Origin of the sequence: Chitinophaga sp. (assembly GCF_035538455.1) — a bacterium.
Classification (GTDB): Bacteria; Bacteroidota; Bacteroidia; order Chitinophagales; family Chitinophagaceae; genus Chitinophaga.
In genome coordinates this window covers 1-22,759 of the sequence record NZ_DATLKJ010000007.1, presented here as the reverse complement: position 1 = coordinate 22,759, position 22,759 = coordinate 1, and the positions used below count along the sequence as shown (strand labels likewise).

Genomic DNA, 22,759 nt, shown 5'->3' with positions numbered 1-22,759 from the left:
TCTTAACATTACAGTTTTTGAATGAAGTCGATCGAGGAAATTAAGCCTTTACTGGAAAACCCTAAGAAAGTGGTGATCACGATGCACCAAAAACCGGACGCTGATGCGATGGGATCTTCGTTAGCATGGTATCACTACTTAATACAGAAAGGACATCATGTTACTGTAATATCTCCCACCAATTTCCCGGATTTTTTAAAATGGATGCCCGGTGCTGAGGGCGTAATTGATTTTGAGTCGTCTACAGACAAGGCCCAGGAAGCACTCCTGGGAATTGACCTGCTCTTCTGTCTTGATTTCAATGCCTTATACCGCACCAAGAACATGACGCCATATCTGGAGAAACTGGATTGTGTCAAGATCCTGATAGATCATCACCTGGAACCGCAACCCAGTTTTGATTACGGCGTGAGCGATACCTCCGCCAGCTCCACCGCCCAACTGGTTTATGAAACAATTTATAAACTGGGCGATGAGAAAATGATCAACCTGGCAATTGCCCAGTGCATCTACGCTGGTACAGTGACAGACACCGGTTCTTTCAGATTTGGTTCAACCACAGCGCGGGTACACCGCATGGTGGCCGATCTGATGGACAGAGGCCTGCAACACGAAGTTATCCACCAGGCTATCTATGATAACTTCCTGGAAAACCGCCTGCGCTTCCTGGGGCATAGCCTCCTTAACCGCATGGAAGTATTCTATGAATATAACACGGCGATGCTGGCTATACCGTACTCTGACCTCAAACGATTCGATCTGCAAACCGGCGATACGGAAGGACTGGTAAATTTCCTGCTGTCTATCCAGGGCATCAAACTCGCTGCCCTCATCATTGACCGCAACGTGGAAGTGAAGTTGTCTTTCCGCTCCAAAGGAGACTTTGATGTGAACACATTTGCACGCAAATATTTTGACGGCGGCGGACACTTCAACGCATCTGGTGGCAGAAGCATCGACCCGCTCGATAAAACAGTCAACAGGTTCATCAAAGCCATCGAAGAAAACGAAACGCTGTTACAATAAGTATATCAACTACTAATACAATCAAATGAAAAGAAAAAATCAGTTATTAGTTGCAGCCTGCGGCTTGTTATTAGCCAGCTGCGGAACTGGTGTTAAAAAGACACCCAGCGGTATTGAATATATCGTTCACAAATCCGGCAGCGGTGCACAACTGAAGCTGGGAGATACTGTTCTGCTCAATGTAGCTCAGCGTCTCAACGACTCAGTTATCAATGAGTCCCGCAAAATTGTAGGCGCACCCATCCCTGTGCTGATTTCCAAACCTCAGAACAAATTCGATCTGATGGAAGGCATCGCGCTCCTGCATGAAGGCGACAGCGCTACTTTCGTTATTCCCTGGGATTCAATTCCTGCACAGGAACGTCCTCCATTTGGTAAAAAAGGTGATAAGCTGAAAATCACTTTCGCGATCGAAAACGTTTTCTCTGCATCTAAACAGAAAGAGAAAGACGAAAAACAGATCAAGGAATACCTGGAGAAAAATAAAATCAACGCTACCAAAAACGCTGAAGGCGTATACGTAGCCGTTACCCAGGAAGGTACCGGCAACACGCCGAACGCTGGCGATACCGTAGTAGTTCATTACACTGGTAAACTGACTTCCGGTAAAGTATTTGACTCCAGCCTGGATTCTACACTTCGCCCCGGTATGCCTTTAGAGCCTATCAAATTCCCTATCGGTCGCGGCTTCGTGATCAAAGGTTGGGATGCTGGTCTGAGCGGACTGAAAAAAGGTTCCAAAGCTACCCTGGTAATTCCTTCCACACTGGCTTACGGTTTACAGGGAAGCCCTCCGGCAATTCCTGCTAACTCTATCCTGGTATTTGATGTACAACTCGTAGATATTAAAGCTGGCGCTCCTGCACCTGCTCCAACACCAGCCCCGGCTCCTGTTGCTGCGCCTGCTGCCAAAAAGTAACAATGATTTTTATGGTTTTTGCGATTCCGGTGATGAGCGAAGATCATAGAGAAGATAAAAAGCGAAACCCTGCATGGTTTTATACCGTGCAGGGTTTCGCCTTTTAGTAGACCCATCGCCTCCATCATAACAGAAAACGGGATCTGACATCAGCTGTCGGTACCATACAGGCTTCCTGTTTGCCAAACCACCTGTAGCGGTTTCGGGCTATCCAGCCATAAACCCGGTCCCTGATAAAGGGCGGTACCACTATAAAAATAAAAGCCAGTTTCCAGGGGAGTGGCAACCGCTTCGCTATGTGAAGAGCTGCACCGCTTTTCGTATAGGCCTTCCCGTTTTCAACGAGTACTACTGACGACAAGGCCGATGGACTGAAATGATATTGCTGCCCCAATTGCGCTGCTACTGCAGATTGCAGCGGGGCAAAATGAAAGTATCCCTTCCTGTCATGCCGGATTACAAAGTTGATACTGGCATTACAGAAATTACAGACTCCATCAAACAATATAATTCCTTCTCCCATTTTAATATCATTACCTTTAGCTTCTAATGCCTGTTTACCTCACGCATATCCATCTATCAGCACTTCATACAGTTTCACCTTCAGGTCTTCCAGCGAGATGTCCATGGTAAGCTGACCATCCTGCGCATAGGAAACGGTACCTCTTTCTTCAGATACGATAATGGCGAGGTTGTCGCTATGCTCCGTAATACCCACCGCTGAGCGATGCCTCAGACCTACGCGGGTAGGCAGATTGGGATTCTCGGAAACAGGTAGTATCACTTTGGCTGCAAGTACTTTGTTGCCTACAATGATCAGCGCACCGTCGTGCAGCGGGCTGTGTTTTTCAAAAATACTTTCGATCAGCTTGGTGCTGACATTACCATCTATGGTAATACTGGAGGCCGTATCAAATTTCAGGCGGTAGGTGGTCGCTATTACAATGAGTGCGCCGGTGTTGGTAGCCTGCATACGGCTTACCGCTGTGGTGATCTCATTGATGATATTCTCTTCGTCCTTATAGCTTTTGAATTTATCCGGCAGGAACAGCTTGGTAAAGAAACTATCCTTACTCAGTGGCGTTTTCTTACCTAATACCAGCAGAAACTTCCGTATCTCCGGCTGAAAAATAATGATGATGGCAAGGATACCTACATTGATAAAGTTCTGCAGGATTGAGGTCAGTATAGGCATCTGCAGGGCCCTCACCAGGAAATATACCGCATAAACCATCAGCAGCCCCACGAAGATGTTGAAGGCAAGACTGCCCTTCAGCAAGCGGTATAGCTGTATGATTAAAAAAATAACGATCACCAGGTCTACAACGTTCAGCCAGCGAAACTCATATCCATAAAATTGTACTACTTCCTTCATAATTGTAAAAATAGAAATTAATTGCCTTTCAGTTTATCCGTTATCCGTACTGCTTCCACAGCAGCTTTTACGTCGTGTACTCTTAATATATGGGTGCCCTGCTGTAGCGCGACGGTGTTCAGCACAGTGGTACCGTTCAATGCTTCAGCAGGGGTAATGTTCAGTAATTTATGGATCATCGATTTCCGGGAGATACCCGTTAATACGGGCACTCCCAGTATTTCATGAAACAGGTGAAGCTCTTTCAGCAGGGCATAGTTATGCTCCAGTGTTTTGCCGAAACCGAAGCCGGGATCAGCGATGAAGTCCTTTACCCCGGCAGTGCGGCACTGCTCCAGCTTTTTCGCGAGGTAATCCAGTACTTCTCTCACCACGTCCTCATAGTGCGGCTTATGCTGCATGGTGGCGGGTTTTCCTTGCATGTGCATAGCAATATAGGGAACCTGTAACCTGCCCATCAAAGGGATCATATCAGGATCAAGATCGCCCGCACTAATATCATTTATGATGGAAGCGCCCGCCAGCACAGCTTTTTCGGCAACGCCTGCATACCACGTATCTATAGAAAGGATCACTTTGGGATAGCGATTGAGTATAGCATGGATAGCCGGTAACAGTCTTCTTACTTCCTCTTCCTCGCCAATCAGCGCTGCGCCCGGTCTCGTGCTCTGCGCGCCAATATCCAGTATGGCTGCACCTTCCTGCAGATGCTGGCCTGCTTTCTCAATTACCTGGTGCAGGCTATGCGTACGGCTGCCCTCATAAAATGAATCGTCTGTAACATTAATGATTCCCATTACTACCGGGCTGGCCAGCGACAATAATTGCCCGCGGCAGTTAACAGCTGGTGCCTGTGCGATGTTGATATGGTGCGGTCTCATGGAAATTCTTTATTTTGCCCTGCAAATTTAAGCAATGTAAACAAGGAGTGACGATTAAAAGCGCCTGAGTACTTACATTTTATATTTTATCAGTTCTGATTATGGATACTTTAGCACAATATGAGGCCGCAGTAGCGGGTTGCAGAGACATTTTTATCAAGAAGACGAAAGACTACGGCACATCGTGGCGTGTGTTGCGCCCGATCTCTGTAGTGGATCAGATCTTTATCAAGGCGCAGCGTATCCGCAATCTGCAGGAAATAGGCACGCAAAAAGTGGAAGACGGCATCGATGGAGAATTCAAAGCCATCGTTAATTATGGTATCATCGGCCTCATTCAGTTGCAGCAGAACGGTAACCCCTATACGGACCTACCTGTCGATGAAGCCACCGCACTGTATGATAAATATGCTGCTGAGGTAAAGGACGTCATGAATGCCAAGAACCATGACTACGGCGAAGCATGGAGAAGTCTCAGCCAGGAATCATTCACAGATCTCATTCTTACCAAATTACTGCGCATCAAACAGATCCTGCGCAACAAAGGCGTAACCCTTGTCTCTGAAGGCATTGACGCCAATTATACGGACATCGTCAACTATGGGCTCTTTGCGCTCATCAAGATTAGTGAGGAGTAACAGGAGATTGTAACTATATTAGCCATTTACCAAACCATTAACTATTTTATGAAAGTTATCCTGAACCTGTTGCGTATCATCGTTGGCGTGCTGTTCATCTTCTCCGGACTGGTGAAGGCGAATGACCCGCTGGGCCTGAGTTATAAGATGGACGAGTTTTTTGAGGTACTGCATCTTACCTTCCTGTCGCCTTACTCGCTTGCATTCTCCATTATCATGAATGCCTTTGAGATCATTGCCGGCGTCGCAGTATTGCTGGGATACCGCATGAGGATCTTTTCTGTATTGCTGCTGCTCCTCATTATCTTCTTCACCTTCCTCACCGGATACGCACTGTTCAGCGGTACCATCCGTGAATGCGGCTGCTTCGGCGACTGCATCAAACTGACCGCTTCGCAGACCTTCTGGAAAGACATTGCGCTGCTGGTAATGATCCTCATAATATTTTTCTCCCGCAACCGCATACAGCCCCTGTTCAGAGGAACGGGCCTCGTGATGCTCCTTGCGGCCATATTCTCTTTCGGCATTCAGTGGTATACCCTGAAGCATCTTCCTTTCGTGGATTGTCTGCCATATAAGGTAGGTAATAATATCCCCGAGAAGATGAAACTGCCCCCAGGCGCTACCCCTGACGTGTATGAGATGATATTTATTTATGAGAAGAACGGAACGAAGAAGGAATTTACAGCAGATAACTATCCCTGGTCAGACAGCACCTGGAAGTTCGTTGACAGGAAAGACAAGCTGGTGAAGAAAGGGAATGCAGAACCGGCTATCAAGGATTTCATCCTGACAGACCTCGATGGCGTCAATCAAACCGAGGCAATCCTGAATGAGCAGAAGCCTGTTTATCTCTTCCTCGTACTGAATGTGAATGAAGCAGGCAAAGGATGGGATAATGAAATAAAAGCCCTGCAACAGAAATGGAAGAACCAACAGGTGCAGATCTATGGCGTTACCGCATCTACCAAAGAGCAGATCGCTGCCTTCCGTCAGCAGCACGGACTGGAATTCCCCTTCGTACAAATGGACGGCGTAGCCATAAAAACAGCCGGAAGAAGCAATCCTTGCCTGATACTGCTGGACAAGGGCACTATCAAAGGCAAATGGCATCATAACGATTTCAGCAAAGCCATCAAATAATATTATCTATGCCACGCTTTCTGCTTCGTAAAACAGGTTATGGATTATTGGTGCTATTCGGCGTAGTGGTACTGGTGTTCTTCCTGTTCAACGTATTGCCGGGAGATCCTGCCAGGCTTACACTGGGACAGCGTGCAGATATATCATCACTGGAAAATGTAAGGAAGGAACTGCATCTCGACCAGCCGGTAGGGATGCAGTTCCTGCTTTATGTAAACGATCTTTCCCCGCTGGGTGTGCATACAATAAAGGAAGCGGAAGAGAATCTGCACTATATAACACTCACGCATATATCAAAAGAGAAAATCATCGTTCTCAAAACGCCTTATCTGCGCCGTTCCTACCAGGGAAAGAAGCAGGTGTGGGAGATACTTACAGGCGCTTTGCCCGGCACGTTGCTGCTCGCCGTGGCAGCTATGCTTTTTGCCACGGTGATGGGAGTGGCCCTGGGGGTGCTGTCTGCCGTAAAGCAAAACACCTGGATGGATACCAGCGCCGTATTTGCAAGTGTGGTGGGCATTTCCGCTCCTTCATTCTTTGCAGGCATCGTACTGGCTTACTTGTTTGGGTTTGTATGGAGCGATTACACCGGGTTGCATATGACCGGCAGCCTCTATGATATAGACCCGTTTAAAGGGCGCGTACTCAACCTGCGCAATCTGGTGCTCCCGGCCATTACTCTGGGAATACGCCCGCTGGCAATCATCGTACAGCTCACCCGCAGCGCCATGCTGGATGTACTGCACCAGGACTATATCCGTACAGCCTACGCCAAAGGACTTTCAAAACAACGCGTAATCTGGGGCCATGCGCTCCGGAATGCCCTCAATCCCGTGATCACCGCTATCACAGGCTGGTTCGCCGAACTGCTGGCGGGCGCTTTCTTTGTCGAGTATATATTTGGATGGAAAGGTATCGGTAAGGTCACCGTCGATGCCCTGGATAAATTCGATTTCCCCGTTGTCATGGGAGCTATCCTCTTCACAGCCGGTATATTTGTACTGGTAAACATTCTCGCCGATCTGTTGTATTCTCTCGTAGATCCCAGAATAAAGATATTTTGAGATTTTCTTATTTAGATATTTAGGTATTTAGTTATTTGAAATGCAGCGAAGATCAACAAATGTTCCCCCATATAACGTTATATAACGTCAATCTCCGCTGCATTTCAAATAACTAAATATCTAAATAAAAAAATCTCAAAATATTTTGTAACATCTTTTTTTATTAGTCGTCTTCTTTATAAACCGCCTATTCTGCATGTCATTAGAATTGTTTCTTACTCAGGTAATTCCCGTCAGGCAAAAGCTTTACCGCTTTGCATTCCGCCTGCTGGGTAATGAGGAAGACGCGCAGGATATTACGCAGGACGCTCTGATGAAGGTGTGGAGCATGCCGGAGAAGATGAAGGAGCTGCAAAATATGGAAGCGTGGTGCATGCGTATTACACGCAACCTGGCCCTGGACAAAATAAAATCGAAGAAGTACCGTATGGCCGATGAACTGGACAGGGCAGGAGAGATGCCCGCACTACAGCAACACAGCCCGCATGCGGTGGCCGAACAGAATGATGTGATGCAAAAGGTACGCAGGGTGATCGGCAGCCTGCCTGAAAAGTACCAGACTATTATACAACTGAGAGACATAGATGGTTATGCTTACCAGGAAATAGCCGACATCCTGGAGCTGGATATGAATGAAGTTAAAGTGAACCTGCACCGGGCGCGCAAAATGGTGCGGGAGAAACTACAAAATCTGCAGGTATATGGAGTATAAGAAAATCAGCGCTTTGCTGGAAAAATACTGGGAAGGGGAGACAAGCCTCGAAGAAGAGGCGCTGTTACGCAGGTTTTTCAGCACCGCACATCCGGACATGCCGGACGATCTGAAAGAAGCAATGCCACTGTTTCAGTTTTTCCATGAGGAAGAAGTAACAGTATATGAGCTGCCGCCGCTGAAGGAGTTCCCGCCCGCACCGGAAATGAAAGTAGTCACTATGTCGCCGCTGCAGCACTGGATGAAATATGCGGCGGTATTACTGATGGCTATCGGTATTGGTTACGCTATGAAACAGCAACAGCGGCAGGAACGGGTGGTAGCTGCTGCATGGCAGCATGGTGATATTGAAGACCCGCAACGCGCCTTCGATGAAACAAAGAAAGCCCTGCAATTGCTTGCCAGGAACCTCAACAAGGGAACAGACAAGATGCAGAAACTGTCTTACTTCAACGAAGCCACGGATAAAATAGAAGGCAAAAATTAACGGTCCATTATAAAACCTGGTATAAATACACAATGATGAAACGTTCACTTTTATTACTGATTGCGGTCGTCATGAGCATGCACCTATACGCTCAGTCGGGCGGCGTGGCCGACCGCTTTTTCCAGAAGTACGAGAACGACCGGAACTTCACCGTGGTAAGTATTACCCCGAAAATGTTCTCTATGTTCTCCAAACTGGATCTCAATGATCCCGATGCCAGGAACCTGATGAGAGTGGTGCAAAAACTCAAAGGCCTGCGTATCCTGTCCAAAGAAGGCACCAAAGACGGACCCCGCCTGTATAAAGAGGCTGCTGCTTTTCTCACCAGCGATTTTCAGGAACTGATGACGGTGCGTGATAAAGACAGCGATCTGAAGTTCATGGTGAAGGAAAATGCTCGTGGCAACATCAGCGAACTGATCATGCTGGTAGGAAGCAACTCTGAATTCATGGCCATGAGCCTGACCGGCGACATCGACCTCGCCGAACTCTCCCAGATCGCCAGCTCTGTCAACATTCAGGGCATGGACAAACTGAAAAATCTGAAAAAGAAATGATCATCTGAAAAAAACTGACACATGAAAAAACTGACAATCGCTGTATGCATGCTGGCCTGCTTCACTCGCGCTGCATCTGCACAGGAAAAGAGCCTGCGCGAATTCCGCAGGAGCTGTAACGGAAACGCGGAAACGCATGAAGTCACACTGGGTAACACAGCTATGAAATTTGCCCGCTGGTGCCTGAGCTTTGATAATAACAGTCATGATGAAGATGTGGCCGCAACCAGGAAGTTACTGAAGCAGGTACACCGCCTGAAGGTATATACGATTTCTAATGAAGAAGGAACAAATGTGCCGCTGGAAGCCATCAGCAAACTGAAAGACAATCTGCAGCAGAAAGATCGTTTTGAGCCATTGATGCAGGTACGCGAAAAAGGACACCTGATTGATATTCTGAATAAAGGAAAGGACGATGAATTGGGGAATATGGTGATGCTGATTCAGGATGATAAAGATTTCGTGATTGTACACCTGAAGACCAGCCTTAAACTATCCGATATCAACGGTCTGATCAACCATTTTGCCATCAACTGATACCTACCGGATCATCACGTCATTGACGATATTCTCTCCCAGCATCTCATTCACAAGTTTGATGATCTTATCTTTCGAATAAGTTAATTCCTGTTTCAACGGCGCCACCGTAGTAGTAATGATCAGCTTTCGCTCGATCAGCTGGATGCTCTGTGTATAGCGTGCAATGGTTTTGCCCATGATTTGTTCCCAGTTTTCCTGGATGCGCACTTCTGTAAGGCGGGGCTTGAGCCGGCTTTTGTTCATAAATTCCCGAAGGGCATCTCCTATACTGGTTGTTCCATGACGCATGCCGCGAAACTAAGGAAATTTTGGGATTTAGGAATGCAAGAATTTAGGAATTTTGGGATGTGGGAATTTTTAAATACAGCGAAGATTGTTGATTGTTGTTTTATAAAATACATAACAGAACTCCATCTTCGCTGCATTTAAAAATTCCTACATCCCTACATCCCAAAATTCCTACATTTCTATCAGCTGAATCTCTTCATTAGTAGTAGCAAAAGCATGTTGCAGTCTTTCAGCATGTGTATCTGTGATAAACACCTGACCGTAGGAAGGCCCGGATACAAGTGAAATAAGCCTGGTGACTCTTTCCTGGTCCAGTTTTTCAAATATGTCATCCAGGAGCAGGAGCGGAGGTAGATTTTTATGTTGCCGCAATACCTCGTATTGCGCGAGCTTCAGGGCAAACAGGAAACTTTTGCGCTGACCTTGTGAAGCGCTCGTCTTCATCGGGTGTTCATCGAGCAGGAATAACAGATCATCGCGGTGAATACCGCAGGTCGTACGTTGCAGCTGGAAGTCCTTGTACCTGGCCGTATTGAGCTGACTGGCAAAATCTTCCTCCTGTAAAGTGCACAGATAACGTATATCCACTACCTCGTGTTTACCTGCAATGAAATCGTATAACTGCTGCACCTGTGGAATGAACGTTCCCAGGAAGCTGCTCCTCAGTTCAAAGACAGGCTGGCCATGTTGGATCAGTTGCATGTCGAATATATCCAGCAGGTGATCCTGGTGCTGACCGGTAGCAGCGATATTTTTGAGCAGGCTGTTTCGCTGCACGAGTATTTTCTGATATACGATAAGATGTTCCAGATAGTCAGGATAGAGCTGGGACAGCAGGGTGTCAAGCCATTTACGGCGTTCTTCACTGCCGCCGAGGATAATGTCGGCGTCATCCGGGGCTATCATAACGGCCGGGAACTGCCCGATATGGCGGGAGAAGCGGTCGTATTTATCGTCGTTGAGCGCTATTTCCTTTCTGCCCTCTTTTACGGTACACACTATTTTCTCCTCCTGCTGGCCGCGTTCGAGCAAGCCTTCCAGCCGGAAGCCGTTGGTATCATACTGGGTGTTCTGGCTTTCGCTGGAGGTAAAGTAGCTGCGGGTGAAACAGAGGTAATAGATGGCATCCAGGAGGTTGGTTTTACCAGAGCCGTTTCTGCCGGTGATACCAACGATCCTTTTGTGAAAGAGATATTGTTGCTGGCTGTAGTTTTTAAACTGAACGAGCGATATTTTCTTAATATACAGCAATGAGAAGAGTTATATGTTAGAAAAAATATACAAAATTTAATGGATCTGTAACAGCAGCATTATTGCAGCTATCTGTGGTTCCCCCGCAGGATTCCCCATTTAAATGCAAAACTCTTTGAAATTGATGAATTTGCATAATTTAATAGGAATTGGAATTGATATTTATATTTTACGATTTTCCTGTTATATTTGCGAACAAATTTAGAAAGAGTGCAAACTAAAACAGACGTGAAGACGAAATTCACCAAAGAGACATATCTGTACTGGTATGAATTGATGCTTTTGCTGCGCCGCTTTGAAGAGAAGACAGGCCAATTGTATGGAATGCAAAAAATCCGCGGTTTTTGTCACCTGTACATCGGACAGGAAGCAATCGCTGCTGGTGCCATTACCGCTACGAAGCCGGAAGATAAATTCATCACTGCGTACCGCGATCACGCGCTGGCGATAGCCAAAGGTATCTCTGCCAAGGCTTGTATGGCTGAATTGTATGGAAAGGCAACAGGATGTTCGAAAGGTAAAGGAGGTAGTATGCACTTCTTCTCCAAGGAACACGGTTTCTTCGGCGGACACGGTATCGTGGGTGCGCAGATAGGTACAGGCGCTGGCCTGGCCCTCGCTGAGCAATACAAGGGTACTGATAATGTGGTACTTTGCTTCTTCGGCGATGGTGCTGCCCGTCAGGGTATCCTGCATGAAACATTCAACATGGCCATGACATGGAAGCTGCCCGTGATCTTTATTTGCGAAAACAACAGATACGCGATGGGTACTTCAGTTGAACGTACCTCTAACGTACTCGATATCTACAAACTCGCTGACGCTTATGAAATGCCCGCCGATTCTATCGACGGTATGAAATGCGAAGACGTACATGAGGGTATCGGAAGAGCCGTAAAGCGCGCCCGTGAAAATGGCGGTCCCACTTTACTGGAAATCAAAACATACCGTTACCGTGGTCACTCTATGAGCGACCCCGCTAAATACCGTACCAAAGAAGAACTGGAAGAATATAAAGAACAGGATCCAATCACTAGCGTGTTGAACCTGATCGTAAAAAACAACTGGGCTACAGAAGCAGAACTGGAAGCTATCAGCGAACGCGTAAAAGCAGAAGTAGAAGAATGTGTTACTTTCGCTGAAGAATCTCCATGGCCTGATGATGATGAACTGTTGAAGGACGTATACGTTCAGGAAGACTATCCCTTCATCGTAGACTAAGGAAAAAGTTTTACAGCTATCAGCCTTTAACCAGTAAGGTTAAGGGCTGATAGCTAATACCTATTTAATTAACCAAGCAATTACAATTACGCATTAAAATGGCAGAAACTAAAGATAAAGCCACTACGCCGCAACCTGCAACAAATTTTGACCTGGAGAAGTCCATGCACAAAGCAGAAGACTTTTTCGTTAAAAACAAAAACGTGATCACTATTGGCCTGCTGGCTGTGGTGGTGGTCGTAGGCGGTTTCTTCGCCTATAACCGTTTTGTAAAACAGCCTAACGAAACCAAAGCTCAGGAAATGGTTTTCCATGCACAAAACTATTTCGCCGTGGATTCTTTCAAGCTGGCACTGAACGGTGATGGTAATAACTACGGTTTTTTACAGGTAATAAACAAATATGGTGGAACCAAAGCAGGCAACCTGGCTAAATATAGCGCAGGAGTATGCTACATCCGCCTGGGCGACTTCCAGAAAGGTATCGATATCCTGAAAGATTTCAGCGCCGATGACCTGCTGCTGCAACCCACCGCCTTCGGTCTCATGGGCGATGCTTACATGGAACTGAACAAAACCAGCGAAGGTATTGAAGCCTATAAAAAAGCTGGCCACTTTAACGATAATGAACTCACTTCCCCTGTTTACCTCTTCCGCGCCGGTATGGCCCTGGAAAAAACAGGCAAGACACAGGACGCTATCGCTATCTACAAAGAAATCAAAGAAAAATTCCCGCTCACCAACGAAGGCCGTGAAATGGACAAGTACCTGGCGAGACTGGGAGTAGTTAAAGAATAGGAGTTTAGCTATTAGCTTTCAGCTGTTGGCACAAACGGATAGCTGAAAGCTAATAGTTAACAGCAGAAAAAACTGATAGGACTATGTCTGAAAATAACAAAAGCTTATTAAATGACGCTGGCATTCTCAACCTGGAGGATGCCAGTGTTGTTATGGTATATACCGAATGGAATGATACCATCGTGAATGAACTGGTAGCCGGTTGTGAAAAATCACTGGCACACTACAAAATATCCAAAACCAACAAGGTAATCGTTCCCGGTGCATTTGAGCTGCCTTACGCCTGTAAGCAGTATTGGGAAGCTACCAAAGGCACCGGCAGACAGCCTGGCGCTATTGTTGCTTTCGGTTGCGTGATCCGCGGTGAAACACCGCACTTCGACTATGTGTGCAAAGCAGTAACAGAAGGGATCCTGCAACTCAACCTTCAGCTGCCTGTTCCTGTTATCTTCGGTATACTGACCGTAGACAATGAAAAACAGGCGTTCGACAGACTTGGCGGTGCTCATGGTCATAAAGGAGAAGAGGCTGCCATTACGGCCCTCAAGATGATTTCTTTACAAAGAAGTTTAGCTAAAGGCTAACCGCTCAGGCTAAAAGCGATTCAGATGAATGTACAGTTATTTATACCATGTTTTGTTGATCAGTTGTTCCCTGAAACAGCATTCAATATGGTCAAAGTGCTGGAGAAACTGGGCTGTAACGTGACGTACAATGCGGAACAGACCTGTTGCGGCCAGCCGGCCTATAACGCAGGCTACCAGGATGAATGCCGCTCTGTGGCCACCAAATTTGTGAAGGACTTCAAGACCTTCGACTACATTGTTGCGCCAAGTGGTTCCTGCACAGGGTTTGTACGGAACTACTATGGTAAACTGTTCGACAACTCCGCCGCTCACAACGATGTGAAACTCCTCCGCAAGAACCTCTACGAGTTCACAGAATTCCTGACAGATGTACTGCACGTAACAGATGTAGGCGCCAGCCTCAATGGTGTAGGCACCTATCATGATGCATGCGGCGCGCTGCGGGAATGCGGGATCAAACAAGGCCCGCGCAAACTCCTCGAAAAGGTAAAAGGCCTGGAGCTGAAAGAGATGAACGACTGCGAAGTATGCTGCGGATTTGGCGGTACCTTCTCCGTTAAGTTCGAACCCATCTCCATCGGTATGGGGGAACAGAAAGTGAACAATGCCGTAAACAGCGGCGCTGACTATATCATTTCCACAGACCTGTCCTGCCTCATGCACCTGGAAGGCTATATCCGTAAGCACGGCACCAATATCAAAACCATGCATATCGCTGATGTGCTGGCCAGTGGCTGGTGATTACTTAATCCTTAAATACAAATGCAAATGAATTATTGGCTGGTGAAATCAGAACCGTTTAAGTATTCATGGGATCAGTTAGTAAAAGATAAAGTAACAACGTGGGACGGCGTGCGCAACTACGCTGCCCGTAACAATCTCAAGGCGATGAAGAAAGGAGACCAGGTATTGTTCTATCACAGCAATGAAGGTCTCGCTGTCGTGGGTATCGCTACCGTTGCCAAAGAACATTACCAGGACCCCACCACTCCGGATCCAAACTGGGTAGTGGTAGACCTCAAGCCGCTGAAACCTTTCAAGAAGCCAGTTACCCTGGCAGAAATGAAAGCCGAAAAGAAACTGGCTAATATGTCGCTCATCCGTATAGGCCGCCTGTCGGTATGTGATGTGAAAGAAGAAGAGTTCAACACCATCCTCGAAATGGGGGGCATGAAATAAGCACTTATGGAATTCCTGTAAGACGTACATCTTACAGGAAATTCCTTTTTATGAATATTCCCCGTTTCATCATTTACGCCGTTACCCTTGGATGCTTATTTTCGTGCGGCCGTTCCCGTAGTAATACACTGGCCCTTCAGGAAATAAAGACACAAGGGGAAGAAAAAGAGGTAGCAGCAGTAGGTACCACTTCACCCGCTGCTCCCGCTGCAGATCAGCTCAGAACAGATCCCCATCCCGCAACCACTCCCCAGAAGATCATCAGGAATGCGCATATTAATTTCACCGTCACTGATTTTGATGCCGCCAGAAGTCGTATAGCCGGTATCGTTAGTAAGGCAGGAGGCGCTGTTGCTGATGAAACGGAAAGCCGTACCAGTCTTGAATGGCGTAATCAAATGGAAATCCGGGTGCCGTCAGCACAATTTGAAAGTTGCGTGGAAAACCTTACCAGAGGCGTATACCAGTTGAATGAAAAGCGCATCACTTCCCAGGATGTAACAGAAGAATACGTGGATCTGGACGCACGGATGAAAGCCAGGGAGGAAACGGAGAAACGCTACCTGGAACTATTGCATCAGGCAAAAAACGTAAAAGAAGTATTGGAAGTGGAAGGGCAGCTGAAAGAGATACGGGAATCCGTGGAAGCCGCAAAGGGCCGTTTGCAGTATATCGATCATAAGGTGGCCTATAGCACTATCTCCCTGGTATATTATCAGACGTTCAGCCATACCGCCCCACAGTCGTCCAACTTCTTCGCCCGTGCATGGCTGTCTGTGAAAGATGGCTGGAACAGTTTACTGGAGCTGAGCCTGGGAATTATTGGCGGTTGGCCTTTCGTAGTCATTATTGTTTTTATCATTATTTTTATCAGGAAGATATGGAGGAGACGGAAGACGAGAAGCGCTGCTGCCGCAGCTACTGCAATGAACATTCAATAAAACAACAACTATGGAACCAAAACTGGTAGTGCTCACAGGAGCCGGTATCAGCGCAGAAAGCGGACTGCGTACCTTCCGCGACAGTGATGGCCTCTGGGAAGGATATGACGTGTATGAAGTAGCCTCTCCGCAGGGGTGGCAAAAGAACCCCGGTGTAGTGCTGGATTTCTATAATTGCCGCCGCAGGGATGTAAGAGCAGCGTTGCCCAACGATGCACACAAGGGACTAGCCAGGCTGGAAGAGCACTATAACGTATGCGTCATCACACAGAACATAGATGATCTGCACGAACGTGGAGGCTCTTCTAAAGTGCTGCACCTTCATGGCGAGATCTTTAAGATGCGCAGTGTCAACAACGAAGAGCTGATCTATGACATCACAGAAGATATAAAGCTGGGCGACCTCGCAGCAGACGGTGGACAGCTGCGGCCACACATTGTCTGGTTCGGTGAAGCTGTGCCTATGATCGAAGCGGCAGTGCAGGAAGTAGTGGATGCAGATATTTTTGTAGTGATTGGCACTTCATTGCAGGTATATCCCGCAGCCAATTTGCTGCACTATGCACCATCGCATATCCCCAAATATATCATTGATAAAAAAGTGCCCGATGTGAATGAGTTCGGCAATCTTACCCGCATTGAAATGCCGGCAACAACAGGTGTGCTGGAACTGCTAACCTTGCTCACTGAAACCAAATAGCAAAATCTCAAAATCTCAAAATTCCAAAATCCCAAAATCCCAAAATAGCAAAATAGCAAAATAGCAAAATAGAAAAAGGGTGTACCCTCTCCGGATACACCCTTATCACAAAACCTTTCTACTCAGTCAGAGTTTATCATAGGATAACCATGATATGTAGCAGTGATGCGTTATTCAAAGCTTTCCTCAAACCTGATATCGTATTCTTCCAGTTCCTTTAATACGGGATTATAAACTTCTGGCATCACCGGGATCTGTAAGCCTGTAAGACTTATTTTCTCCTGCAATATAAGCTTTGTAAGGATACCAAGCGGCAATCCTACCGTTTTTGCCATGGCAGTGCGCATATTGTCTTCCCCTTGTGTGATCATGTAACTGTGCAGCCTGGTAGCCATGTTCCGGCGCTCAAACTCAATTTCATGCATCATCACAATCATATCTTTATCAGCCGGTTCCATCTTCAGTTTGTCTTCCACAAGATGCTGCAGGATACCGGCGCTGGTCTGCTCTCCGAGATTGATGACATCACCATTCAGCAGCCCCAGGAATTTCAGCTGCCTGATCACTTTTGATTTGCTGCTGACGCCGAGGTAGTGGGCTACCGCATCTTCATGAGAAGCCGCTTTCTCAGCGCGAATATTGTGCACAGCCCAGTTGTAGTATGATAGCTGGTCGGTCTGTATTTTCTCCGTGTCGTTGGTGAGGCCCAGTTTTACCAACGCATTCCAGCCTTCGCAGAAGTCAGGAAAGCGTAGGGTAGCCCGCATGAAAGTAGCGATGTTATTCAGCTTGTAAACGTCCATGTAAGCCAGTGAATCCCGGTTGGGGTAGTAGGCCAGCTTGCCGAGACCCGGCAGCTGCACCGTTTTTGAATGGTCAAACAATTGTTCGTAGCTCAACTCTTTTACCTTGCCCTTTTCTCTGTAAGTGGCGCCAGAGCTACCTGCCAGCACTATATTACGGGCATTCCAGGAGATCTTGTACTGCCAGGGATTATCAATACTGTCAGGGGAGATCAGCCCGCCGCAATAAGATTTGAAGCTGAATATCTGTCCGCCTTTCTTTTCGATGGAGTGAATGAGCTTCATGGCCGACATATGATCAATGCCAGGATCCAGGCCCATTTCATACATGAAGAGCAAGCCGGCTTTTTCAATTTCCTTTTCCAGTTTTCGTACCTCCGGATCGATGTAAGAAGCTGTGAGCAGGTTCTTTTTGAAATGCAGACAATCTTTCGCAACAGTGATGTGCAGGTGAGGGGGTAACAGCGAGATGACCAGGTCTGTTGCCTCGATCAGCTGCTGCCTGGCCGCCTGGTCTTTGATATCGATGGCAGCCGGCGTTGCATAATAAGATTTGCCGGTCTTTGATTTTATCAACATCAGGTCGTGATCAGCTACGGTAATATGCCATTTTTGCCGGGGTGCATTGGTGAGCAGATAATCGATCAGACTTGTTGCCGATTTACCGGCACCGAACAATAATATGTTCTTCATAATCTTTGAGAAAAGTAGTTAAGAATCAGGGGAATAACAGCTTTTTACTTGTTTATGTTCGAATTTCAGCTAAAATCCGAAGGTTGACAGTTTTACGAATGATTTCCTTTGATTCGTGTATTGATTTTCAGACCATTAAAAACAAATACTTTGCCAATATTTAAATTCTATCATATCGTCATAACTATACATATTTAGGATTAACTGTAATTATAGCCTTTATTGTTATAACGCAGAACGCAGGTAAATAGTTGCCGCTCATATCTGAAATGAATCATATGTGATTATTACGATATAAACGTTTATCCCTATTGTCTTTTTTATTCACATTTCTGCTTTTTTAGGAGATAATAAGGGCTGAAATGGCTATATTTGCCCCTATCTGTTTTCAGCAGAAAAAACTGTAAATCAACACACAAAAATGACAGAGCATACGGAAAATCAGCAGGAAGGTAGGATTGTTCAGATCAATATTGAAGAACAAATGAAAACGGCTTACATAGATTATTCTATGTCTGTTATCGTAGGTCGTGCCTTACCGGATGTGAGAGATGGTTTGAAGCCTGTACATCGCCGCGTTCTATTCGGCATGAACGAGCTGGGCAACCACAGCAACAAGCCTTACAAGAAATCAGCACGTATTGTCGGTGAAGTAATGGGTAAGTATCACCCGCACGGTGACTCCTCCATTTACGACACAATAGTACGTCTGGCACAGCCCTGGAGCATGCGCTATCCAATGGTGGATGGTCAGGGTAACTTCGGTTCGGTGGACGGCGATATGCCCGCAGCCATGCGTTATACGGAAATCCGCCTGCAGAAGATCGCAGAAGCCATGCTGGAAGACATTGAAAAGGAAACTGTAGACTTTACCAGCAACTTCGACGATACGCTCGAAGAACCAACGGTACTGCCTACACGAATTCCTAACCTGCTCGTGAACGGTGCCTCCGGTATCGCAGTAGGTATGGCCACGAACATTATGCCGCACAACCTCGGTGAAGTAGTCGAGGGCGCTATCGCCTACATCGATAACCGCGACATCACCACCGAAGAACTGATAAAATATATCAAAGCCCCCGACTTCCCGACAGGTGGCATTATCTACGGTTTTGAAGGCGTTAAACAAGGCTTTGAAACCGGTAGAGGCAGAGTCGTAGTACGTGGTAAAGTGAACGTGGAAACCGCCAAAAACGGCCGCGAAAAACTGGTAATCTACGAACTGCCTTACCAGATCAACAAAGCCGTACTGCACCAGAAGATCGCCCAACTCGTAAACGACAAGATCATCGAAGGCATCACCGACGTGCGCGACGAAAGTGACCGCGAAGGTATGCGCCTGGTGATCGATCTCAAACGTGAGGCTATCTCCAACGTAATCGTAAACCAGCTGTTTAAATATTCCGAACTGCAGACTTCTTTCGGTATCAACAACGTCGCCCTTGTAAAAGGCCGTCCGCGTATCCTGAACCTGAAAGATATGCTGGTGGAGTTCATTGACTTCCGCCACGAAGTTGTAACACGCAGAACACGTTTTGAACTGCGTAAAGCAGAAGAAAAAGCGCACATCCTCGCAGGCTTCCTGATTGCGCTGGATCACCTGGATGAAGTGATTGCGCTGATCCGCGCTTCCGTTACACCTGAAGAAGCAAAAGAAGGCCTGATGGAGAAATTCGGCCTCTCCGAAATCCAGTCAAAAGCTATCCTGGAGCTGCGTCTGCAACGCCTTACCGGTATGGAACGCGATAAGATCCGCGCTGAATACGATGAGATCATGAAACTCATCACCTACCTGAAAGAGGTACTGAGTGATGAATCACTCCGTATGAAGATCATCAAAGAAGAACTGGAAGATGTGAAGAAACGTTTCGGAGACGAACGCAAGACCGAAATCCAGTACCTCGCCAGCGAGATGAGGATTGAAGATATCATTGCCGAGGAAGATGTAGTAATCACTATTTCTCACCTGGGTTATATCAAACGTACTTCCGCATACGACTACCGTCAGCAGAAACGCGGTGGCCGCGGCGCTATCGGCGGAAAAACCCGCGATGAAGATTACATCGAACACTTGTTCGTTGCCTCCACGCACCACACCATGCTGTTCTTTACCGAGAAAGGCCGCTGTTATTGGCTCAAAGTATATGAGATTCCTGAAGGAGAAAAGAGCGGTAAAGGAAGGGCTATCCAGAATATGATCCAGCTGCCCGGCGACGATAAGATCCGCGCTATCATCGACATCAAGGATCTGGGCGACAAAGACTTCATCAACAATCACTATATCGTACTTTGCACCAAGAAGGGTATCATTAAGAAAACCCTGCTGGAAGAGTTCTCCCGTCCCCGTCAGAACGGTGTTAATGCCATTACCATCAATGAAGGCGACCAGCTGCTGGAAGCAAAGCTCACACATGGTAACAGCCAGATTATGATGGCTATCCAAAGCGGCCGCGCTATCCACTTCCCTGAAGTAACCGTGCGCGACACCGGTCGTGGCGCTATCGGCGTAAGAGGTATCGAAGTCGACGGAGAACGTGATGAGGTAGTTGGTATGATTTGTGTAGACAAGGACGATGCATCCAGAACAGTACTGGTGGTGTCTGAAAAGGGTTTCGGAAAACGGACAAATATCGAAGAATACCGTATCACCAACAGAGGTGGTAAAGGTGTGAAAACCATCAACATCACGGAGAAAACCGGTAACCTGATCGCCATATTGGATGTAACGGAGAAACATGATCTGATGATCACTTGTAAATCCGGTATCACCATCAGAATGGCCGTTGCTGATATCCGCGAGGCTGGCCGCGCCACACAGGGTGTTCGCCTGATCCGCCTGGATGAAACAGATGAAATCGCAGCTGTAGCAAGCCTGGACGAACAGGAAGATATCGAAGCAGAAGTAGCGGAAGGAGAAGATGGAGGTACTGAAGCAACTGAAGGAGCAGATAACACCAACGCACCAGAACAGGATGCCGCTGCTGAAGAAACAGATACAGCACCGGAAGCATAACCCGGATTATCAGTTAATACAAACACATTGTGCATGAAGGGCCGCCTTAAACGGCCTTTCATGCACATCCTTTAAAAAATATATGCCGGCCTTAGTGGTAACTGTATTTCCGGTTGTATAGCGTTTATTGGAGCACCATACTCTTATTGTAATCAGCAACTAAAAAAACTCAAGACATGAAAAAATTACTGGTATCTCTACTCTTTTGCTCAGCCGGTATGACTGTTATGGCTCAAAGAGCAAAAGTCAGCAGTGCAGATGAGAACCTGAAAAAACAAGACCTGGAAAAAGCAAAAGCAGACATCGACGCAGCGTTACAAAACGATAAAACAAAGAACGATGCTAAAACATGGCTGGTGAACGGTAAAATTCTCGAGGCTATGGGCACCAAACAGAAAAGTGCAGATCTGGCGCTCGAAGCTTTTTCCTCCTTCAAAAAAGCACTGGAAATAGATCCCAAAATGAAAGAGGCTATCCTCGAAATGAACCAGCCTCTCTTCAATGTATATGCTACTGTAGCTAACGCCGGATATGGTTTCCTGAACGAACAGAAATGGGACTCTTCTGTAGTGAAATTCAAAGATGCTTTCTCTGTCGCTGATTTCTACAATAGCAAAAACCTCGGTGGCTCTATCCCTACTGATACCGCACTTACTTTCTACACAGGCTACGCTGCTTTCCAGGCCAGCAAAAAAGACGACGCTTTAACATTCCTGAAAAAAGCCGCTGACCTGCAATTCAAAGGTGAGCCTGCACTGTACGTAGTGCTCGGCCAGCTCTATGAAGAAAAAGGCGACCAGGCTAACTGGATAAAAATTATCGAACAGGGTAAAACTTTATTCCCTAAGGATAAACGTTTCAACGATATGGAAATGGCATACTACAGCAAAACCGGTAAAACCGATCAGCTGATCAGCATGCTCGAAAAGAAAATCCAGGAAAACCCTACTGACCAGGCTGCCGTACTCGACTACGCTATCCGCCTGGACAACATGGCTAATCCCCGCGATAACAACGGTAACGACGCGCCTAAACCAGCTAACTACGAAGAGCTGATCGGTAAAGCAGAAACCAACTACAAAAAAGCAATAGAAATGTCTCCTGCTGACGCTACTGCTAACTTCCAGCTGGGTGCTCTCTACTTTAACCGCGCCGTTGTACATAACAAACAACTCAATGAACTGGACAGCAAACAACAGACTTCTCCCAAAGCAAAAGAACTGCAGGGTAAAGTTGAAGGTCTGATGAACCAGGCATTGCCTTTCTTCGAAAAAGCTGACGCCAGCTTCACCGCCAAAGGTGGTAACCTCGATGCTTCCGACAAGCAGACTTACGAAAGCTGCCTGTATGCTTTGCAGAAAATCTACGCTATCAAAAACCAGAACGATAAAGTAGAAACTGTGAAGAAGAAACTGGATGCCCTTAAATAGGCCCATGATGCTTGATGATGTGAGAAGACTAAACTGATGATCACATCTGTATCAATAAAGTAAAAGCCCGTCATTCCATGAATGACGGGCTTTTACTTTATTGAATAACTATTCCTTTCTGAAGGAGGGCTGTAATTGAATTACAGCTGGTACAGCCTGCATAGGGCGCTATCAGAAAGCAGTCATATGCCTGCGTAATGAGTAAAGCCATAACTATAAAATAAAAGTCCCGGCGTCAGGAACGACAACCGGGACTTTTATTTTAAACGCTGTATAGCAGCGATTATGCTTTTTTAGCAGGAGCAGGAGCAGCTTTCTCTTTCTTAGCGTGTTCGTGGTGAGCACCTTTCTTAGTAGAGTCAGCAGCAGGAGCTTCAGATTTAGCTTTTTCTTTCTTTGCAGGTTTAGCAGCAGGAGCTTGTGCAAAAGAAGCAGCAGAAATGCTCATTACTACTACAGCGGCGATCAGGCTTTTTTTCATGATGTTTGTCTTTTTAGATGATTAATTGAATAG

General features: G+C 46.6%; 25 protein-coding genes. 18 read left to right on the top strand and 7 right to left on the bottom strand.

Going from position 1 to position 22,759, the window contains the following annotated elements; all coding sequences use genetic code 11:
* The first annotated feature begins 21 nt into the window (after positions 1-21).
* Positions 22-1,026, top strand: a complete 1,005-nt coding sequence (locus tag VM802_RS00635) for a DHH family phosphoesterase (RefSeq protein WP_325526882.1) — start codon at positions 22-24, stop codon at positions 1,024-1,026.
* A 25-nt stretch (positions 1,027-1,051) separates the two neighbouring features.
* Positions 1,052-1,945: an FKBP-type peptidyl-prolyl cis-trans isomerase gene (locus VM802_RS00630; RefSeq protein WP_325526880.1), complete on the top strand. Its 894-nt coding sequence runs from the start codon at positions 1,052-1,054 to the stop codon at positions 1,943-1,945.
* Between the two features lie 124 nt (positions 1,946-2,069).
* Here VM802_RS00630 and VM802_RS00625 read toward each other — a convergent pair whose 3' ends face one another.
* From VM802_RS00625 to folP, 3 genes are read right to left on the bottom strand one after another with little or no spacing between them, the layout of a single operon-like run.
* Positions 2,070-2,468 carry a thiol-disulfide oxidoreductase DCC family protein gene (locus VM802_RS00625; RefSeq protein ID WP_325526879.1) on the bottom strand — a complete coding sequence of 133 codons (399 nt, stop codon included), beginning with the start codon at positions 2,466-2,468 and terminating at the stop codon, positions 2,070-2,072.
* A 39-nt stretch (positions 2,469-2,507) separates the two neighbouring features.
* Positions 2,508-3,320, bottom strand: coding sequence for a diadenylate cyclase (locus VM802_RS00620; RefSeq protein WP_325526877.1), 813 nt, complete (start codon positions 3,318-3,320; stop codon positions 2,508-2,510).
* 17 nt (positions 3,321-3,337) lie between these two features.
* Positions 3,338-4,201 carry a dihydropteroate synthase gene (gene folP, locus VM802_RS00615; protein WP_325526875.1) on the bottom strand — a complete coding sequence of 288 codons (864 nt, stop codon included), beginning with the start codon at positions 4,199-4,201 and terminating at the stop codon, positions 3,338-3,340.
* A 101-nt stretch (positions 4,202-4,302) separates the two neighbouring features.
* Here folP and VM802_RS00610 point away from each other — a divergent pair, with 101 nt between their 5' ends.
* The 7 genes from VM802_RS00610 (at position 4,303) to VM802_RS00580 (ending at position 9,339) form a co-directional block, all read left to right on the top strand.
* Entirely contained in the window at positions 4,303-4,839 is a 537-nt protein-coding gene (locus tag VM802_RS00610; protein ID WP_325526873.1) for a DUF1599 domain-containing protein, read from the top strand.
* 48 nt (positions 4,840-4,887) lie between these two features.
* Positions 4,888-5,982, top strand: a complete 1,095-nt coding sequence (locus VM802_RS00605) for a BT_3928 family protein (RefSeq protein WP_325526871.1) — start codon at positions 4,888-4,890, stop codon at positions 5,980-5,982.
* 8 nt (positions 5,983-5,990) lie between these two features.
* Positions 5,991-7,046, top strand: coding sequence for an ABC transporter permease (locus VM802_RS00600; protein WP_325526869.1), 1,056 nt, complete (start codon positions 5,991-5,993; stop codon positions 7,044-7,046).
* Positions 7,047-7,242: 196 nt separating this feature from the next.
* Positions 7,243-7,758: a GFO_1088 family ECF-type sigma factor gene (locus tag VM802_RS00595; RefSeq protein WP_325526867.1), complete on the top strand. Its 516-nt coding sequence runs from the start codon at positions 7,243-7,245 to the stop codon at positions 7,756-7,758.
* Positions 7,748-8,245, top strand: coding sequence for a PG0215 family putative anti-sigma factor (locus VM802_RS00590; RefSeq protein WP_325526865.1), 498 nt, complete (start codon positions 7,748-7,750; stop codon positions 8,243-8,245). Before VM802_RS00595 ends, VM802_RS00590 begins: the two co-directional genes overlap by 11 nt.
* Before the next feature lie 32 nt (positions 8,246-8,277).
* Positions 8,278-8,802 carry a DUF4252 domain-containing protein gene (locus VM802_RS00585; protein WP_325526863.1) on the top strand — a complete coding sequence of 175 codons (525 nt, stop codon included), beginning with the start codon at positions 8,278-8,280 and terminating at the stop codon, positions 8,800-8,802.
* Positions 8,803-8,823: 21 nt separating this feature from the next.
* Positions 8,824-9,339, top strand: a complete 516-nt coding sequence (locus VM802_RS00580; RefSeq protein ID WP_325526861.1) for a DUF4252 domain-containing protein — start codon at positions 8,824-8,826, stop codon at positions 9,337-9,339.
* A gap of 3 nt (positions 9,340-9,342) precedes the next feature.
* Here VM802_RS00580 and VM802_RS00575 read toward each other — a convergent pair whose 3' ends face one another.
* A complete protein-coding gene (locus VM802_RS00575) occupies positions 9,343-9,630 on the bottom strand; it encodes a DciA family protein (protein ID WP_325526859.1) in 288 nt (95 codons plus the stop codon).
* Positions 9,631-9,801: 171 nt separating this feature from the next.
* Positions 9,802-10,881: a DNA replication/repair protein RecF gene (gene recF, locus VM802_RS00570; protein WP_325526857.1), complete on the bottom strand. Its 1,080-nt coding sequence runs from the start codon at positions 10,879-10,881 to the stop codon at positions 9,802-9,804.
* Positions 10,882-11,109: 228 nt separating this feature from the next.
* On the opposite strand from recF, the gene pdhA reads away from it, so the two are divergent.
* The 7 genes from pdhA (at position 11,110) to VM802_RS00535 (ending at position 16,306) form a co-directional block, all read left to right on the top strand.
* Positions 11,110-12,102 carry a pyruvate dehydrogenase (acetyl-transferring) E1 component subunit alpha gene (pdhA, locus tag VM802_RS00565; protein ID WP_325526855.1) on the top strand — a complete coding sequence of 331 codons (993 nt, stop codon included), beginning with the start codon at positions 11,110-11,112 and terminating at the stop codon, positions 12,100-12,102.
* A 98-nt stretch (positions 12,103-12,200) separates the two neighbouring features.
* Positions 12,201-12,899: a tetratricopeptide repeat protein gene (locus VM802_RS00560; RefSeq protein ID WP_325526853.1), complete on the top strand. Its 699-nt coding sequence runs from the start codon at positions 12,201-12,203 to the stop codon at positions 12,897-12,899.
* Between the two features lie 83 nt (positions 12,900-12,982).
* Positions 12,983-13,483 (top strand): 6,7-dimethyl-8-ribityllumazine synthase, encoded by a 501-nt coding sequence (gene ribH, locus VM802_RS00555; RefSeq protein ID WP_325526851.1) that lies wholly within the window; start codon positions 12,983-12,985, stop codon positions 13,481-13,483.
* 24 nt (positions 13,484-13,507) lie between these two features.
* Positions 13,508-14,227, top strand: a complete 720-nt coding sequence (locus tag VM802_RS00550; protein ID WP_325526849.1) for a (Fe-S)-binding protein — start codon at positions 13,508-13,510, stop codon at positions 14,225-14,227.
* Between the two features lie 27 nt (positions 14,228-14,254).
* Complete coding sequence (locus VM802_RS00545; RefSeq protein WP_325526847.1) at positions 14,255-14,665, top strand: EVE domain-containing protein; 411 nt, start codon at positions 14,255-14,257, stop codon at positions 14,663-14,665.
* Positions 14,666-14,715: 50 nt separating this feature from the next.
* The gene (locus VM802_RS00540) at positions 14,716-15,606 is read left to right on the top strand and encodes a DUF4349 domain-containing protein (RefSeq protein ID WP_325526845.1); all 891 of its coding nucleotides are present in this window, start codon (positions 14,716-14,718) and stop codon (positions 15,604-15,606) included.
* A 10-nt stretch (positions 15,607-15,616) separates the two neighbouring features.
* Complete coding sequence (locus VM802_RS00535; protein WP_325526843.1) at positions 15,617-16,306, top strand: SIR2 family NAD-dependent protein deacylase; 690 nt, start codon at positions 15,617-15,619, stop codon at positions 16,304-16,306.
* Positions 16,307-16,476: 170 nt separating this feature from the next.
* Here the strand turns inward: VM802_RS00535 and VM802_RS00530 are convergent, their stop codons facing one another.
* A complete protein-coding gene (locus VM802_RS00530) occupies positions 16,477-17,802 on the bottom strand; it encodes a saccharopine dehydrogenase C-terminal domain-containing protein (protein WP_325526841.1) in 1,326 nt (441 codons plus the stop codon).
* Between the two features lie 421 nt (positions 17,803-18,223).
* Between VM802_RS00530 and gyrA the strand changes: the two genes are divergently transcribed.
* Positions 18,224-20,815: a DNA gyrase subunit A gene (gene gyrA, locus VM802_RS00525; RefSeq protein WP_325526839.1), complete on the top strand. Its 2,592-nt coding sequence runs from the start codon at positions 18,224-18,226 to the stop codon at positions 20,813-20,815.
* A 176-nt stretch (positions 20,816-20,991) separates the two neighbouring features.
* Positions 20,992-22,245: a tetratricopeptide repeat protein gene (locus VM802_RS00520; RefSeq protein WP_325526838.1), complete on the top strand. Its 1,254-nt coding sequence runs from the start codon at positions 20,992-20,994 to the stop codon at positions 22,243-22,245.
* A 283-nt stretch (positions 22,246-22,528) separates the two neighbouring features.
* Here VM802_RS00520 and VM802_RS00515 read toward each other — a convergent pair whose 3' ends face one another.
* The gene (locus VM802_RS00515) at positions 22,529-22,726 is read right to left on the bottom strand and encodes a hypothetical protein (RefSeq protein WP_325526836.1); all 198 of its coding nucleotides are present in this window, start codon (positions 22,724-22,726) and stop codon (positions 22,529-22,531) included.
* Positions 22,727-22,759 lie beyond the last annotated feature (33 nt).